Raw genomic sequence first — 16,389 nt, forward strand, 5'->3', positions numbered from 1 at the left:
GAGTTGCAATGCAGTATATATCCTTTGCACCATTTTCCCGTAATGCATGTGCTGCCTGTGTTATGGACCCTGCAGTGTCAATCATATCGTCAATTAATATACAGTTGTGGTTTTTGACACTTTCTTCGCCTATGATATTCATTACCTCTGATTTATTGGGCTCAGGCCTTCGCTTATCTACTATTGCTAATTCTGCTCCTATGTTCCTGGCTAAAAATCGTGCACGTTCTGTTCCACCGGCATCCGGTGATACAACAGTTGGGTTTGGAATATTGAGCTCTCGTACATATTCAATTACCAGTGGTGATGCAAAAAGATTATCCACCGGAATGTCAAAAAAACCCTGTATCTGGTCGGAGTGTAACTCCATAGTGAGTATTCGGTCAACGCCTGCAGCCTGTAACATGTTGGCAACTAATTTAGCTGAAATAGGAACCCGTGGCTCCACCTTTCGGTCCTGACGAGCATAGCCATAGTAAGGTATGACAGCAGTAATTCGCTGTGCTGAAGCCCGCATGGCCGCATCCACCATGAGCAGCAATTCCATGATGTTGTCATTTGCAGGGTTGCTGGTGGATTGTATTAAAAAAACATCCACGCTTCGTACGTTTTCAAGAATCTTGACAGATATTTCCCCATCCTTAAATTTTTTAATTTCAATTTCGGAAAGTTCAATGCCTAAATACTGTGCAATTTCATGGGCTAACGGGAAATTTGAGGTTCCGGAAAATAGTTTTATTGGATATATCATAATAACCTTTTTAACATTTACTTTTTTTTGGAAATTATATCTTCAAGTTTAGCTAATTCCTCTTTTGAATTAATACCACTGCCCTGTATTGGATCATCTAACCTGATAATTTTAACAGTATTGCCGGTTGACCGGATATATGTTAATGCATCAGGCAGATAGTATTCCTTCTGTGCATTTTCTGTAGTAACGGTTTTTAAACCCTTGAAAAGAAGCTGTGATTTAAATGCATAGGTACCGGTATTAACTTCATGGGTAGCTTTTTGCTCAGGGTCTGCATCCTTTTCTTCTACGATTTTTTGTAGATTGCCATGTTCATCACGAATGATTCGTCCATAGCCAAAAGGATTTTCAAGTTCCATGGTTAGCACAACTGCTCCCGTTTTGGGGTCGTTGGCTGTAGAAAAAAGCATTGAAAACGTTTCAGGCTTAATTAACGGAACATCCCCACAGGCAACAATGATAATACCATTATATGCCTGCAATACAGGTTCGGCCTGCATAACTGCATGCCCTGTTCCTAATTGCTCTTTTTGCCATACAAATTGTGCCCTTTTGCTTATTGCCTGTATAACATCTTCACCTCTATAGCCTACCACCACGATGATATCTTCTTCTTTAAGACCTGCATGTATTAAATTATCAATAACATGAAGAACCAGTGGTTTGCCACCCAGGGGGTGCAATACTTTGGGCAATTCGGATTGCATTCGTACGCCTTTACCCGCAGCAAGGACTATGGCTTTACATTTACTATCCATACATGGCACCAGAAAAATAGAAAATCTGAGGTGCCAGGATTCGAACCTGGGAATGCCGGGACCAAAACCCGGTGCCGTACCGCTTGGCTACACCTCATTATTTAGATATAATATAGTAATAATTTTTATTATATCATTAATAATTTGGTAAAAAAAACCTGTGAAAATTGGGTTTGAATCTGGCTGTAAACATTTTCAGCATTTACTGAATCAAAAAAAAGTGCAAAAATTGCAGATCCACTCCCTGTCATCTGAGCAAAGTCAGGTTGAAAACGTTTCAGAGTATTATATACAGTAACAAGCCCAGGATTGTTGGTAAATATAATCTCCTGAAAGTCATTTTTAAATATTTTCAACAATGAGTTACTGTCACCTTTTTTCCATACGTGAAGAATTTCGTCTTTACAGGAAGCAACAGGCTGAGTGCCTCGTTTGAGGTCAGCATAAGCCTGTTTGGTATTGCAATGGATATCATCATAGATAATAATTGCGGTTGCCGGCAGAGCTATTGGCGGCAATGGCGTGACTATTTCGCCTATACCCTCACACAGTGCAACTGTACCGTTAAGACAAAAGGGCACATCAGCCCCAATTGTTTGTGCTATTGCCATAAGTTCCTGTTCATTAAAATGTTTCAGCCTATTATTAAGAAGCAACAACGTTGCGGCAGCATCCGCACTGCCCCCGGCTAAACCCGCCTGGGATGGTATATTTTTTTGTATGGCGATAGCAACCTGCAATCCTATGCCAGCATGGTGACAGTACATTTCAACAGCTTTTGCAATGAGATTTTCCCTTGTAGGTATGTTTTCCATAACAGATGCGTTGCGTCCACCAATACACTGCAATGATGTGATGCCCACACCAGGTTTACACACTTCACATTGTTCAAGTTGTAAAAGATCAAAAATATCAACTTTTGCCATGATGCTACAGATATTGTGGTAGCCATCAGGCCGTTTATTCAATACTTCAAGATGAAGATTTATTTTTGCGTAGGCTTTTATACTAACAATCATTAATAGCACTTTTATTACAGAATGGCAAATCTATATTTTAGCTGTTTTCCTGTCAAGTAATTAATAGTAGCTGTGATATATGTTAAAAAATTGTTGCATTGTTCATACAAATATATGAAGAATAAGGGCATTATTACCATTTATTTATAAAAGCATTGCAATATTGAGGTGTTTACTACTATGCAAATCGTGATGAAAATATTGATGGGGATGATGTATCTGCTCCCTAAAAAAATGCGCGATAGCTTCCCAGCTATCATGATGCAAAAAGGGAGGGTTGCTGCTGGAAAACATCATCCCACAATTGCTATGAATATTACCAATATGCTTATATGTGCAAAAAATTGTGGAACATGCCCAAGTTATCCTGGGATACGAGGGGAAGCGCTTTTTTGTGCTTCTGGCCCCAGTACAGGTGAAGTTATTGAAAATGGTTGTAATTGTATTACTTGTCCACTATTTGACAGATGTAGCCCCTATAGTATTGGATATTTTTGTATTCATGGGCAGTGCAGCCCTAAGGATACACGGACAGCAATTGCTAAATTTACAGATATGGCTAAGGCCTATTTACAGCGTTTTACATTTCAGATAGATGATGAAGAAGAATTCATTCTTGAGGATGCGGTAAAAGCAGAGATTGTTGATGAACCCGATGTCCATGATATAACACTCAAGTTTATTGGTGAAAAAGTAGTTAATTCTAAATCAAACATCCCAATCCTGTATGCATCGCTTAATGCCGGGATACCACATACACACGTATGTGGTGGGAGAGCACGGTGCTCAACCTGCAGGGTGATAATAGAAGAGGGCCTGGAATATTGCCGACCTCGAAATGAAAGAGAAACACGGCTGGCTAAAATAAAAGGATTTCCCCCTGAAGTCAGGCTTGCATGACAGACCACTGTAGAAGGTAACATCTCATTACGGAGGCTGGTATTGGATGAGCTTGATATATCCGAGGCTATACGACAGGGTAGAGGTGGCATCAATGATGTAGGAAGAGAAGCTGATGTTACAATATTATTTTCAGATATACGATCATTTACTGCATTTTCTGAAAAGGCTTTGCCGTATGATGTCATTCATATTTTAAACAGGTATTTTGAAACTATAGGAAGTATTATTGATGTTAATGGGGGCTACATTGATAAGTATATGGGTGATGGTATTATGGCTATTTTTGGCCTGGATAAAGACATGAAAGATGACCATGCATATCTGGCTGTAAAATCATCACTGGAAATACAACAAGCAATAAATGAATTCAATGATTATCTATTACAACATTTTAATCATTCTTTTTCAGCAGGTGTTGGTATTCATTCCGGAACTGTTATTATTGGGAACTTAGGGTTCAGCAAAAAGAAAGAATACACTGCATTGGGTGATACGGTCAATACAGCTTCACGTATAGAATCATTGAATAAAAGAACTGGAACTGCAATACTTGTTTCTGAAAGTACATATAAGCGGTGTCAGCGGCATTTTACCTGGGGGCGAAAATTTAAAACAAAGGTTAAAGGCAAGGAAGAGCCTGTAGTTGTTCATGAAGTAATTGATTTTATGCGTTAGAAGATAAATAAGCTCTGATTGCCTGCTCAGATGAATAACGTGGTTTAAATCCAAGCACTTTTTTAATTTTATCAGCATTCATGGAAAGTGGGTATTGAATATATGTTAACTGGCCAGGCCCAAAAGGCAGAAGATGAAGCGTATAAAGGGCTGAAACAATAGGCTTCATTATACCTGCGGGTATTGGTACCAGGGGTTTGCCAGCAACTGTTGCCATTTCATCATAGCGCAGTCCTTTGTCGGTGGCAAGGTTGAAAGCCCCCTGAACATTTTTTGTCAGGGCCAAGAAAAATGCTTCTGCAGCATCATCTTCATGTATAAATTGCATTATTGGGTTATACCCTTTAAATCCAAGGATAAATGACTGCTTCAATGATTTTGCTACAGCACTTTTACAATGAGGCCCCATTATAATACAGGGGCGCATGATGACAACTTTTGTGTTTGGGTTTTCTTTAGCAAACTGTGCAACCTTATATTCAATTTCGACCTTATGTATAGCATAGGTAAAACCGGGTGTCGGGCGCAATGGGGCTGTTTCATCAAGATAATCAGGAGTATCAGGGAAAAATCCATATGCACAATCGGAACTGGCAATAACAAATTTGCTGGCTTTAACCGCAGCAGTAGCACGCAGAACATTTTCAGATCCTACTATATCAATTTCGTACTCCAGTTTATAATCACGTGAAGGGTTTGAAAGATATGCTAAATGCAGTACATCGGTAACTTTGTGGTTAATAAAAATGTCCTTAAGCTTTTGCCCATCTCTGATATCACAATATTCATAAACAAAGTGAGGTGGAAGAGGCATATCAGGTTTAATAATGTCAGTACATACTATTTTAGAGTAGAATTTGGATTTTTTAAGTCTTTCTATTACGCGCGAACCAACATACCCAAATGCTCCGGTAATTACCAGTATTCGCTTTTGTGTTTTCATAATATATTCCTTAAGTTATAGTGTCCCTTAATTTTAATACCTTAATTTATATGGTATCAATAACTTTTTTATATTTTTTTATATGTTGCAAATTAAGGCGGATAATAATACTATTTTATAAGTAAGCCCATAAATGTAATGGTGAACATATTGATAATCTCACTTTTAATCGATGTAGGTTTAAAAGTTTTTTGATTATGTATTTTTTAGGAGGAGATAGATGAAATATCTATTCTTGATTATTGTTATACTTCATGGTTTGATTCATGTGCTTGGGTTTTTAAAATCTTTGGGATATGCAATACCTCAATTACCTGCTATAAACAAACTTACTGGTATAGTTTGGCTGGTGGTAAGCTTTGCGATGATAGCAACAGCTATTTTGTATATTACTGATAATGCCATGTGGTTGTTGACAGGAACTATCGCCATATTTGTATCCCAGGTTTTAATTATTTCAAGCTGGCAGGAAGCAAAATATGGAACGTTGCCCAATATTATTATTCTTATTATTGTAGTTGTTGGATGTGCAATGTGGTTTTTCAACCATCAGGTTGAAAAAGAAATTCAGGTAATGTTAGCACAGGAAGCGCATTCTGAAAAGCCTGCAGAAAAAATTATCACTGAAAATATGCTTACACGATACCCTGCACCTGTACAACGATGGCTCAGATATTCTGGTGTTGTAGGGAAGGAAATTGTAAGAACGGTGTACGTTACACAGAAAGGTGAAATGAGGTTAAACCCTGGACAAAAGCAATGGTTTACATCATATTCACAACAGTACTTTACGGTTTCCATCCCTGCATTCATCTGGAAGGTAAGCATGAATATATATCTGCTGCCTGTTATTGGCAGGGATATGTTTGTCAATGGCAAGGGGGAAATGAAGATAATGTTAATGGGGCTTATACCAATCGCGATAGCTGGTAATGATTTCAAAATTCATCAATCGGCTTTACAACGGTTTCTTGGTGAAATTTCTTGGTTTCCTCAGGCAGCGCTCATGCCTTATATACGCTGGGATGCAATTGATGAATCAAGTGCAAGAGCAACAATTACATATAGGGGTATATCAGGCAGTGCTGTTTTTCATTTTAATACTAAAGGTGAACTGGTAAAGTTTGTGGCAATGCGATATAAAGACATTAATGATGAAAAGCCTACAGAGTGGGTTGCAACTGTTAAAGGTTATGGTGAATTTAATGGTATAAAAATCCCAACATCCTTTGATGCTACATGGATGCTAAAAGAGGAACCATTTACATGGTTCAGGTTTGAGATTTCTGATGTGAGATATCAGTAACAACAGTGTTATTATAAATTACAATGTGCTGTGATAGAGGAGTAATGTAATTGGATTGTAATACAATAAAATATTTATTGACAAAATAGTTATATATGTATACTACCAGCAGTAACGGGATTAACATTAACAATTATTCAAAAGAGATTATTGAATTATTATATAGTAGATAATGTTTTATACAAGAAAAGATATTTCCCACTCAAAGCTTCACAATTACAAATGCAGAGTAGTTTTACTATTAATAATCCAAATATAAAAACATTATGGAAGCAAAACCAAACTCACTATCTACATTACGATTGTTTGCTTTTATTTTATTATGTTATGTAAGTGTATGTCATGTATGTGGATGTTCGCCTTCAGAAATATTTTTTTCACCTTATGCTGCAACTGGTGGGGTTTTGGATTGTTCAAGATGGGATTTTACAAAAGAAAATCCGGTTGAATTAAAAGGCGAATGGAAATTCAAAATGTATGACGATAACCCGGGATATGCCTTACCTGATGTAGATGATTCACAATGGGATATGATAAAAATTCCTAATTACTGGAACGTAAAAAAGTATAAAGGAGAAGGATTTGGATGGTTCAGATTAAAGGTTAAGGTTAACGATAGTTTCTGGGAAAGCAGTCCTGCCATTTATCTTCAGGGGGCAAATACAGCATATGAACTCTATTGCAATGGAAAGAAAGTCTTGCATGCCGGGACTGTCGGTGAAAACAGGGGAACCTCTGTTCCCAGTTTAAAACCACAAATACAACCTTTGCATATACACCATAATCCCAAAGACATTGTTATAGCAGTTAAAGTATCTAATTTTTATCATAGGGGGGGTGGGCTTAATAAATCTATCGTTATTGGTTCTTTTGACAGCATTAGCAAAGTCCTCTGGCAAAGAGATTTTTCTGCAACGCTTATCCTGGGTATTTTAATAATAACTGCTATTTATCATATTATTCTCTTTTTTGGACGAATGCAGGATAAAACTTCTCTGTGGTTTTCAATTTTCTGTATTGCTGTTTTTAGCCATTCTTTTGTTGTAGGGAACTATCTAGAACAAATTTTCAGTGGTCAAAAGATTTATTTTATACGATTTACCATTGAATATGCAAGTTTAGGATTAGGATGGACAGGCCTGGCTTTGTATATGTATTCACTTTTTCCCCATGAGACAAACAGACTATTTGTTTTGTTCCTGGTAGCAACAGGGCTTATTTTTATAAGTGTGCCGATTCTATTTCCCCCACAAATTTTTACAAAGCTTATAAATATCTTCAATATATTTCTTCTGATTTCATTGGTTGGTAGTTTTTATGTACTAATTATAGCTTCTTTAAGAAGGCGTAAAGATGCTTTATTAATTTTATCTGGTTTTATTATTTTAATGCTAAGCATTATAAATGATATGTTGCATAATCTTTTTATTATAAGTACTGCGTTTATTTCAGAATACGGGCTTGTCTTTTTTATTCTGTTTCAATCTTCTGTGTTATCACTTCGTTTTTCTCGAGCATTTAAACTTTCCGAGTACCTTTCAAGTAATCTCAATGAGGAGGTAAACAAAAAAACAGCAGAATTATTACAAAAGACTGAAGAAGCATTGTCCGCACGTCAGGAAACTGAAGAAACATATAAAAAATTATCTGTATTATATCAGCGTATGTCTCATGAAATACATTTAGCAAAGATTGTACATGACAGAATTATCCCAAAAGAATGCAGTACATTTCCTGGCATAAAAATAACTATCTACACTAAACCCTTTATGGAGATTGGTGGTGATTTTTATGACATTGCAAAGTTACCAGGAGGGCAAACGCGACTGTTTGTTGCTGATGCAACAGGTCATGGCATCAGTGCATCATTGGCAACAATTTTAATAAAAGTTGAATATGATAAAATTAAGGAGATCTGTGCAAAACCTTCTGAGGTACTTGGTAGGCTTAACGATATATTTTCAGAGTATTATAAATCCCTGAAGATGTATATAACGGGTGTTGTGGTAGATATTAATACAAAAGACAATATCATTATATATGGTTCAGCGGGTCATCCTGATCAAATTATAGTTAAAAATGGTGATATGCATGAATTATCCCGGACCGGACCAGCAATTGGTATATCACGTACACCTGGCTATGAGGATCGAACCATTGAATATAACCATAAGGATACATTGTTTTTATTTACTGATGGTATTTTAGAGGAATTCAATCCAGTGCAGTTTGAAGATGGATACAATAACCTAAAAACTTTTATAAAGAAATTTAGTTATACAAATGCAGAAGGAACTATTAATGCAATTAAAGAGCATTTGGAGCATAAGCCTATAAGTGTCCAGCAAAAGGATGATGAACTTATTATGGGTATTGATTTTGTATAATTAAAAAGATTATTGTATAAGTAGAATTTTTCTAACCGTACCTTCAGCGTCATTATATTTTTTTATAAAAGATTATATGGACTATTATTTTTATTCTGTATTTTTCATCCCCAACCATTATAATTCCTTTGAGATGAGATTTTAATTTATTTTTTTGTGAAATTATCGTTAGGTATTCCTCATCATATATACTGTAAAAGTTTATCGGATAACTGATACTAATATTGTATGTAAATACTATCTTTTGGTAATCTATTGTTGTTTTTGTAATGGAAATGTAGTATATTATAGTAATTAAGAATTTAAGAGGAATCTTAATATGCAAAAAACACTTATTACAGGAATACAGGATACTTCATTGCAGGTGGTACAGAATGTATTGTCCACTGTGCAGGGTATAGGCAGGATAGAATATAAAAACAAAAGATATAGTATTGTGTACGATAGTTCTGTTGTAAGTCCCACACAGATACTGGAGGCCTTAGAGGCTGCCGGCTTATATGTTGAAAAAGAGGTATGGCAGGCTTCCGTTGGCGGAATGAGTTGTGTAATGTGCTCAAAAGCGGTAACGCGTAGTGTTATGGATTTAGAAGGCATTCTTGATGTTTCAGTTAACTATGCAACGGGAAAGGCAACAGTGATTGTTACTCCGCACACCGTCACCACTGAAGATATTAAAATAAAAGTTGAAGAAGCAGGATACCAGTTTTTAGGTTTGGGTACTGGAGAGCAAAAGTCTTCTAACGTGCGATTGGCTCAGATTTTTATTGGGCTTATAGCTGGGAGTGTACTTATGGCTATGATGTATGTACCGGCGGTTTTCAGTCACTGGATTGTTGCTTTAATCTCTGTGCCAGTATTTGTGTTTGTAAGCTTCCACATCTTTGTCCATGCCTACCATGCTCTCAAAAACAGGGTGTTATCTATGGATGTGATGTATGCTATGGGTACGGGTATTTCGTTTGCTGCAAGTGTTGGCGCTACGTTTGGCATTTTGCCACATGAGTTTTTTGTGTATGAAACAGCTATTTTTTTAGCAACATTTCTTAATATAGGGAAATATTTAGAGGATAGAGCCAGGTCAAGAACATCAGGAACCATTAAAAAGTTACTATCGCTTAAACCTGACACGGCTATCGTCATTCGTGATAATAAAGAAATTGAAATTAAAACTGAAGACGTCATTGTGGGTGACAGTATCATTGTAAAACCACAATCACGGGTGCCAGTTGATGGCGTGATTATAAAAGGTGCTGGGTACATTGATGAATCAATGGTAACCGGCGAATCGGTGCCGGTGTATAAAAAAGAAGGTGACAGGGTTATTGGCGGAACACTGAATAAAAATAACCTGCTTGTAATACAGGCACAGGTGCTGGGAAGCGATTCTGTACTCTCACGGATTATTTCACTGGTGGAAAAGGCTCAAGAGTCAAAACCAGCAATGCAGCGGTTTGCTGATAGGGTTGTTGGGTATTTTATTCCTGTGATACTGATGATTGCTTTTGTTGCTTCGCTGTTATGGTATGTAGTTAGTGGCAATGCGATGTTTGCATTTCAGGTTTTTGTTGCAGTTATCGTTATTGCCTGCCCGTGCGCGTTGGGGCTTGCAACTCCCACTGCTGTGACTGTTGGTCTTGGCAGAGGTGCTGAGTTAGGGATTCTGGTAAAAAATGCTGAAGCACTTGAGAAGGCAAGCAATGTTACCACCGTTGTCTTTGATAAAACTGGTACACTGACTACAGGAAAGCTTACCGTTATTGATGTTGTACCCTTAAATATACAGCATGATGAATTTATTTCTTTATGTGCAACACTTGAACGGTATGCCAATCACCCTATTGGTGATGCTGTAGTGCAGTATGCTAAGGACAAGGGTGTGATTTTTAAAGATGCAGAGGAAGTGAAGGTTTTTGAGGGAAAGGGTGTCATGGGTAAGATAGCTGGAAGAAAAATTATTGCTGGCAGTATGGCTTTTATTCAAGAAGGGGTTGATACTGGAACTATCGCACATCATATTACTATGTTTGAAAAGCAGGGTAAAACCGTACTTGTAGTAGCTGATACACAACCACTGGGTATTCTTACTCTTGCTGACAAACCAAAGCAGGAAGCCAGGGAAACAGTGCAAAAGCTTAAAGAAAATGGGAAAAAGACGATAATGATTACCGGTGACAACAGGCAGGCAGCAGATGCTATAGCTGGTGAAGTTGGTGTTGATGAAGTATATTCTGATGTTACTCCTGAATCAAAGATGAATATTGTCATTAAGCTTCAAAACAATGGTGATATTGTGGCTTTTGTGGGTGATGGCATTAATGATGCACCGGTGTTAGCTCAGGCAGATATTGGCATTGCTATGGGGGCAGGTACTGATGTTGCTATTGAAGCAGGAGATGTGGTGTTATTGCGTAACAGGTTAGCTGATGTGGTTACGTATTTTGATTTAGCGGTAAAAGTTATGAAACGGATTAAGCAGAATATCTTCTGGGCATTTGCGTATAATATGCTACTGGTGCCTGTTGCAGCAGGAATACTGTATCCATTTACAGGATTTTTAATAAAACCAGAATTTGCAGGAGCTGCAATGGCTTTAAGTTCCGTTACTGTGGTAGGATTATCATTATTGTTGAGGCGTTATAGACCGTCACATTAGCCTATAGAGTGTTTCTTTTACCCAATCAGGAATATTCTGGTAATCTTCAAAGCTTAGTAATGCACCTAAATAAATTTTAAAACTTTGCCCTTTAAATTTGGTCTCAAAACTTTGTGCTATATGAGATTTATCCCAATTATGCTTTTTATATAAAAATGCCGCATCGAAAGGATCTTTAGGATCTATTCTTCTTCCGGCAACATATACTTTGTTTAAAAAAAGATCAAAGTCGCTTGCTATTTTAATAGTATCGAATTTTTCAATTTTTTCTAAATTAGGGAAAGGGAAAAGTACAAAGGAAACCTTAATGTCTTTGATGAAAAAATCAATATTGTCATCTTTTTTCTCCCAACGGTTTATATCGGTATTATACATTGACAAAACTTTTTTAGTCAGTAGATTATAAGAAAATTCTTTTTGGCTAAAAAAATCAAGGTCAAAGCTTTCTCTATGGTTATATTTAATCATTATCGCTGTCCCACCAGCTAAATAGAAATTTTTAAAATATGATTGTATTTCTTTTGCTAAATTAATGATTTCTGTGTTCATTCCAGTACCGTATCCAGAATTTTATACCCCGTTTAATATATGGATATCGAAATGTTATATCAGTTGTTTCCTGTGGATAAGTATCATATATATATTTAATCTCATCATAATTTCCGTAATCTAAAACCCGTGTAATGAGCTTTTCAAGAGGTGCATAACGCTGCTCATCCCATAGAAGGGATTGAAGATGCTCAGGAATTGGCACACTATGGGTATATACCCATTTAATTCTTCTTTCCATAATAGATGGTTTAGAAACATTCATAGTAATTATGATAATTGTAAAGCTATATTCTTGTAATATTTTATATTCGCATTACCAATAGAGCAAGAACTTTTTAAATGTATCAATGTGCATAATTGCATCCTTATGGTGGATTATGTGATGTATATAGGTGATTAAAGATCAAAGCAAAAAGGCATTACGTTTTATGCAAAATGATGCTGAATTGTGAAGGTACAATTACAGGCTTTAATTCTTTATATTTTTCTCTTATTATTAAAGTAACTTTTATTATGTTAAAAACTTTCTGTCCTTAGTATGCTAATACTTGACATTTACAATATAGTATGATATGTCATTATCGATTTATTGGAGGTTGCCATGTATCCTGATCTGAAAAATAAAAATGCGGTTGTCACCGGTGCTGGTAAGCCAACGGGGATTGGTTTTGCTATAGCTCGTGAACTTGCAAAAAATGGGGCAAATGTCATCATAGCCGATTTAGGCAAAGGTACCATCGGTGATACAACAATGCAGGCCGGTCAGTTAAGCCAGATGCAGCAGCTTGCTTCAGAATTACAAAAAGTATACTCAGTTGGTGCATATGCAGTATCCTGTGATGTTACCAACAAACAATCAGTTGATGAATTTGCAGAAAAAGTTTCTGAATTGTTTGCATGTGTCCATATTCTTTGCAATAATGCTGGTGCGGCTTTTGGGGTTCCTAGCGCTATACATACCTATGATGATGAAGCCTGGCTTAAAACAATTGATGTGAATTTACATGGCACATTCAGGGTTTCAAAAGCCATTGTGCCACTTATGAAGCAGGGTGGTTCCATAATCAATACCGCATCGCGAGCAGGAAAATTTCCTGCACTGTTCAATGGTGCTTATTCAGTTTCTAAAGCAGGGGTTATTATGCTTACCAAGGTCATGGCAAAAGAACTGGCAGGTGCTGGTATACGGGTTAATGCAATTTGCCCGGGGCAGATTAATACTGATTTAGAACGCTGGCGATTTGAATTAGAAGCAAAAGTATTCAACACAACACCAGAAGAGCGGGAAAAGGTTATGTGCCAGAGCATACCACTGGGCAGGATTGGCACACCTGAAGAGGTGGCAAAGCTTGTAGTATTTTTAGCTTCTGAGGCATCTTCATATATTACGGGCCAGGCAATAAATGTCTGTGGCGGGCAATTAATGGAATTATAACAAATGGAGGATCATATGGCTAATGGGGCAAAACTGGTTGTTGAAGCATTACTGGATAAAAAGGTTGAGTATATATTTTCGTTAAGTGGGGGGCATATTACTCCAATTTATGAGCATCTGGAAAATTCACCAATAAAAATATTTGATACCCGCCACGAGCAAGCTGCGGTGTTTATGGCTGAAGCGTGGGGACGTTTGAGTCGCAAACCAGGTGTTGCGCTTGTTACAGCCGGTCCTGGATTTACCAATGCACTGACAGCCATAGCCAATGCACGGCTATCCAATGCACCAGTGCTTCTTATAGCAGGATGTGTAGGGCTTGAAAGCAATGATAAGCTTGACTTACAGGATATGAAACAGTTACCGGTGATTGAACCAATGGTAAAAAAGGCGTTTGTATGCCATAAACCTGAGCGCGTGTACGAATACGTTGATATGGCATATCGTACGGCATGTTCAGGAAGGCCAGGACCGGTGTATCTGGAATTGCCTGTTGACGTTCTTAACGCAAAACAAGATGAAACAAAAGTAAAAAAAACAAATACATTGGTATATTCAAAACCGTGCGATAGTGCCGCAGCTTTTGATGTGATTGAACTTTTGCAACACAAGAAAAAACCAATCATTATTGCAGGTAGTGGCGCATGGTATGCAGATGCTTCAGAGGCGCTCAAGCAATTTATTGAACAAACTGGTATTCCTGTCTTTACCAATGCAGCTGGGCGAGGTGTAATACCCGATACACACCCCCTGTGTTTTGAATCTTCACTTGCCATACGACCAGGAGCAGCGTTGTATGCCAATTTCAATGCTGATATGGTGATACTGTTAGGGAACCGGGTGAGCCTGTATTATATATTTGGTGATATATTTAACAAAGATGCAACTTTAGTTCAGGTGGATATTGAACCTGAAGAGATAGGACGTAATCGCAGTATACATAAGGGAATAATAAGCGATGTTAGCTCATTTGTTGGTGAATGTAATAAGATACTAAAAGAAAAACAATTAAATCTGACGGAACGCTTTAAAGAATGGGTACGTGAGCTTAAAAAAGGCGATGAAGAAAGTAAAAAGCAGGCTATGGAGCAATGGCAAAGCAATGCAGTACCCATTCATGCTATGCGTGTTGCTTATGAAGTGAATCAGATCATGGACAAGGAAGATGATGTTGTGGTAAGTGATGGCGGAGATGCTCAGATATGGATGGGTATGACACGAACTGTAAAGAAAGGTGGAACATACTTAGATTCGGGATTGTATGGATGTTTGGGAGTGGGTATACCATTTGCCAATGCTGCAAAGCTGTATTACAAAAACTCACGGGTTGTGCTTTTTACAGGTGATGGTTCTTTAGGATTTAACTTTATGGAAATAGAAACTGCTCTACGAAAAGGGTTAGCCATTACTATAGTCGTTAGCAATGACCTTGGATGGGGGATGATACGGCACAGCCAGGTTTTGCGTATGGGGCATCCAGTAAAAGAAGGAACGTTTATAGGCAATATTCCCTATCATAAGCTGGTGGAAGCTTTGGGTGGCAAAGGGTATTTCATTGAAAAACCTGATGATATAAAACCAGCTATCGTTGATGCAGTGCAGAGCAATACGGTAGCACTGGTAAATATCATGACTGATCCCGATACAATTAGTCCTGGCAGTGTGGCGCTGGCTAACTTAGGTGGATATAAGGCGTAATTATTTACTGAAGATTATATGTAACGACATTATAAAAAGTATTATACCAAAAACTCGGCGTAATGTTTCGTTATCTAGGGATACAGCAATTTTCCCACCAATATAGCCGCCAATAACAAACCCTAATGCAAGGGTTATGGCTACAGGAATATTGACATTGCCTGATTTATAATATTCGTATGCCGCCAGTATCCCAATGGGGGGTATCATGGCAGCAAGTGTTGTTCCCTGTGCCATATGCTGATTGAAATGGAGCAGGTATATAAGTGCAGGGATCATGATGATTCCACCGCCTATGCCCATTAATCCCCCTAAAATGCCAGCTGATAGTCCAATGATAGTAGTAATAATTAACATAAATCAAACTCCTATAAAAAATATATATTGACCAAAGAAAACGTATAGTATGGTATACTGTCAAGTTATATAAAAAATTCTGAGGAATAAATGAAAAACATTCCCATCATAATAACCTGTGAACATGCAGGAAATCGTGTTCCTGATGTATTGCGCGATATTTTCACTGATACCACAATACTTTCCACCCATTGGGCGTATGATATTGGAGCATTGCAGATGGCACGCATCCTTGCAAAGATACTTGAAGCACCACTGTTGTATACTACTGTTACACGGTTGGTGGTGGATTGCAACAGGTCAATAGGAAGCAATGAACTTTTTTCAGAAATGATAAAAGGAAGCAATATTTTTTTTAAAAATGAGATAGTTAAGCGTTATTATACTGTATATCGTAGTAAAATTGAAAAAGCTATTAACGCCATGTTGCAGAACTCAGATGCTGTGTTCCATATTGCGGTACACTCATTTACCCCGCAATTGTATGGTTTTAAACGATATACTGATATAGGATTGCTGTATGACCAGAGCCGCCCTACAGAAGCATTATTTTGTATCAATATCAAAGAAGCATTGATGAATGCATATCCATTGCGGGTTGCATTTAATTACCCATTTAGAGGATGCGGTGATGGTGTCACGGTGTGGTTACGGAAGCAGTATGGCGATAGTTACTGCGGAATTGAGCTGGAAGCCAACCAGCAGATTTTTTTCAGCAGTAAAAGGCAGTGGCGCACAGTATCACATCATCTTGCACAGGCAATACAGCATGCAGTAAATGCAATGGTACACCAGTAGTTACCTGCAGGTGCAAGACGGTTACGTAGGCTTTTAGAAAAGAAGGATTCATTATTATTCTTCCCCGGATAAAATAGGGGATGTGACATTGGGGGCAAATTTTTATTTTTTTGGAAGGACATCCTTGGTCATCCCAAAAAGTAAAGAT

15 protein-coding genes and 1 tRNA gene are annotated in these 16,389 nt (G+C 37.6%); 8 read left to right on the forward strand and 8 right to left on the reverse strand.

Annotation, left to right across the window (positions count from 1 at the left end; genetic code table 11):
* From AB1444_00005 to ispE, 4 genes are all read right to left on the reverse strand, one after another.
* Window positions 1-751, reverse strand: a 751-nt coding sequence (locus AB1444_00005; GenBank protein ID MEW6525030.1) for a ribose-phosphate pyrophosphokinase, incomplete at its 3' end; no start/stop codon positions are given.
* A 17-nt stretch (window positions 752-768) separates the two neighbouring features.
* Window positions 769-1,512, reverse strand: coding sequence for a sugar phosphate nucleotidyltransferase (locus AB1444_00010; GenBank protein MEW6525031.1), 744 nt, complete (start codon window positions 1,510-1,512; stop codon window positions 769-771).
* A gap of 25 nt (window positions 1,513-1,537) precedes the next feature.
* Window positions 1,538-1,609 (reverse strand) — tRNA-Gln (locus tag AB1444_00015).
* Window positions 1,610-1,640: 31 nt separating this feature from the next.
* On the reverse strand, window positions 1,641-2,531 hold the full coding sequence (ispE, locus tag AB1444_00020; GenBank protein ID MEW6525032.1) for a 4-(cytidine 5'-diphospho)-2-C-methyl-D-erythritol kinase: 891 nt from the start codon (window positions 2,529-2,531) through the stop codon (window positions 1,641-1,643).
* 180 nt (window positions 2,532-2,711) lie between these two features.
* Between ispE and AB1444_00025 the strand changes: the two genes are divergently transcribed.
* Window positions 2,712-3,431, forward strand: coding sequence for a DUF2769 domain-containing protein (locus AB1444_00025; GenBank protein ID MEW6525033.1), 720 nt, complete (start codon window positions 2,712-2,714; stop codon window positions 3,429-3,431).
* A 42-nt stretch (window positions 3,432-3,473) separates the two neighbouring features.
* A complete protein-coding gene (locus tag AB1444_00030) occupies window positions 3,474-4,109 on the forward strand; it encodes an adenylate/guanylate cyclase domain-containing protein (GenBank protein ID MEW6525034.1) in 636 nt (211 codons plus the stop codon).
* On the opposite strand, the gene AB1444_00035 is transcribed toward AB1444_00030, so the two are convergent.
* Window positions 4,099-5,052, reverse strand: a complete 954-nt coding sequence (locus tag AB1444_00035; protein ID MEW6525035.1) for an NAD-dependent epimerase/dehydratase family protein — start codon at window positions 5,050-5,052, stop codon at window positions 4,099-4,101. The two genes, AB1444_00030 and AB1444_00035, sit on opposite strands and share 11 nt — an antisense overlap.
* A 220-nt stretch (window positions 5,053-5,272) precedes the next feature.
* On the opposite strand from AB1444_00035, the gene AB1444_00040 reads away from it, so the two are divergent.
* The 3 genes from AB1444_00040 to AB1444_00050 all read left to right on the forward strand — a co-directional run bounded on the left by AB1444_00040 (window position 5,273) and on the right by AB1444_00050 (window position 11,401).
* A complete protein-coding gene (locus tag AB1444_00040; GenBank protein ID MEW6525036.1) occupies window positions 5,273-6,358 on the forward strand; it encodes a DUF6544 family protein in 1,086 nt (361 codons plus the stop codon).
* Window positions 6,359-6,624: 266 nt separating this feature from the next.
* On the forward strand, window positions 6,625-8,745 hold the full coding sequence (locus AB1444_00045) for a SpoIIE family protein phosphatase (protein ID MEW6525037.1): 2,121 nt from the start codon (window positions 6,625-6,627) through the stop codon (window positions 8,743-8,745).
* A 319-nt stretch (window positions 8,746-9,064) separates the two neighbouring features.
* Window positions 9,065-11,401 carry a heavy metal translocating P-type ATPase gene (locus AB1444_00050; GenBank protein MEW6525038.1) on the forward strand — a complete coding sequence of 779 codons (2,337 nt, stop codon included), beginning with the start codon at window positions 9,065-9,067 and terminating at the stop codon, window positions 11,399-11,401.
* Here AB1444_00050 and AB1444_00055 read toward each other — a convergent pair.
* Together AB1444_00055 and AB1444_00060 are read right to left on the reverse strand one after the other, a co-directional pair.
* A complete protein-coding gene (locus AB1444_00055) occupies window positions 11,393-11,950 on the reverse strand; it encodes a nucleotidyl transferase AbiEii/AbiGii toxin family protein (GenBank protein ID MEW6525039.1) in 558 nt (185 codons plus the stop codon). The two genes, AB1444_00050 and AB1444_00055, sit on opposite strands and share 9 nt — an antisense overlap.
* Entirely contained in the window at window positions 11,931-12,215 is a 285-nt protein-coding gene (locus tag AB1444_00060; protein MEW6525040.1) for a hypothetical protein, read from the reverse strand. The genes AB1444_00055 and AB1444_00060 overlap by 20 nt, the downstream gene beginning before the upstream one ends.
* A 339-nt stretch (window positions 12,216-12,554) precedes the next feature.
* Between AB1444_00060 and AB1444_00065 the strand changes: the two genes are divergently transcribed.
* Window positions 12,555-13,388, forward strand: coding sequence for an SDR family NAD(P)-dependent oxidoreductase (locus tag AB1444_00065; protein MEW6525041.1), 834 nt, complete (start codon window positions 12,555-12,557; stop codon window positions 13,386-13,388).
* Between the two features lie 15 nt (window positions 13,389-13,403).
* A complete protein-coding gene (locus AB1444_00070) occupies window positions 13,404-15,086 on the forward strand; it encodes a thiamine pyrophosphate-binding protein (protein ID MEW6525042.1) in 1,683 nt (560 codons plus the stop codon).
* Here the strand turns inward: AB1444_00070 and AB1444_00075 are convergent, their stop codons facing one another.
* Window positions 15,087-15,443 (reverse strand): sulfite exporter TauE/SafE family protein, encoded by a 357-nt coding sequence (locus AB1444_00075; GenBank protein MEW6525043.1) that lies wholly within the window; start codon window positions 15,441-15,443, stop codon window positions 15,087-15,089. It abuts the gene before it with no gap.
* A gap of 90 nt (window positions 15,444-15,533) precedes the next feature.
* On the opposite strand from AB1444_00075, the gene AB1444_00080 reads away from it, so the two are divergent.
* Window positions 15,534-16,241 (forward strand): N-formylglutamate amidohydrolase, encoded by a 708-nt coding sequence (locus AB1444_00080; protein ID MEW6525044.1) that lies wholly within the window; start codon window positions 15,534-15,536, stop codon window positions 16,239-16,241.
* The last annotated feature ends 148 nt before the right edge of the window (window positions 16,242-16,389 follow it).

This window comes from Spirochaetota bacterium (assembly GCA_040756435.1).
In the GTDB taxonomy this organism is placed as follows: domain Bacteria; phylum Spirochaetota; class UBA4802; order UBA4802; family UB4802; genus UBA4802.

Bases quoted from the DNA above. Each gene is read 5' to 3' on its own strand.
- AB1444_00065 (MEW6525041.1), top strand. From the start codon at position 12,555: ATGTATCCTGATCTGAAAAATAAAAATGCGGTTGTCACCGGTGCTGGT.
- AB1444_00010 (MEW6525031.1), bottom strand. From the start codon at position 1,512: ATGGATAGTAAATGTAAAGCCATAGTCCTTGCTGCGGGTAAAGGCGTA.
- AB1444_00080 (MEW6525044.1), top strand. From the start codon at position 15,534: ATGAAAAACATTCCCATCATAATAACCTGTGAACATGCAGGAAATCGT.
- AB1444_00070 (MEW6525042.1), top strand. From the start codon at position 13,404: ATGGCTAATGGGGCAAAACTGGTTGTTGAAGCATTACTGGATAAAAAG.
- AB1444_00045 (MEW6525037.1), top strand. From the start codon at position 6,625: ATGGAAGCAAAACCAAACTCACTATCTACATTACGATTGTTTGCTTTT.
- AB1444_00035 (MEW6525035.1), bottom strand. From the start codon at position 5,052: ATGAAAACACAAAAGCGAATACTGGTAATTACCGGAGCATTTGGGTAT.
- AB1444_00025 (MEW6525033.1), top strand. From the start codon at position 2,712: ATGCAAATCGTGATGAAAATATTGATGGGGATGATGTATCTGCTCCCT.
- AB1444_00075 (MEW6525043.1), bottom strand. From the start codon at position 15,443: ATGTTAATTATTACTACTATCATTGGACTATCAGCTGGCATTTTAGGG.
- AB1444_00060 (MEW6525040.1), bottom strand. From the start codon at position 12,215: ATGAATGTTTCTAAACCATCTATTATGGAAAGAAGAATTAAATGGGTA.
- AB1444_00050 (MEW6525038.1), top strand. From the start codon at position 9,065: ATGCAAAAAACACTTATTACAGGAATACAGGATACTTCATTGCAGGTG.
- ispE (MEW6525032.1), bottom strand. From the start codon at position 2,531: ATGATTGTTAGTATAAAAGCCTACGCAAAAATAAATCTTCATCTTGAA.
- AB1444_00055 (MEW6525039.1), bottom strand. From the start codon at position 11,950: ATGAACACAGAAATCATTAATTTAGCAAAAGAAATACAATCATATTTT.
- AB1444_00040 (MEW6525036.1), top strand. From the start codon at position 5,273: ATGAAATATCTATTCTTGATTATTGTTATACTTCATGGTTTGATTCAT.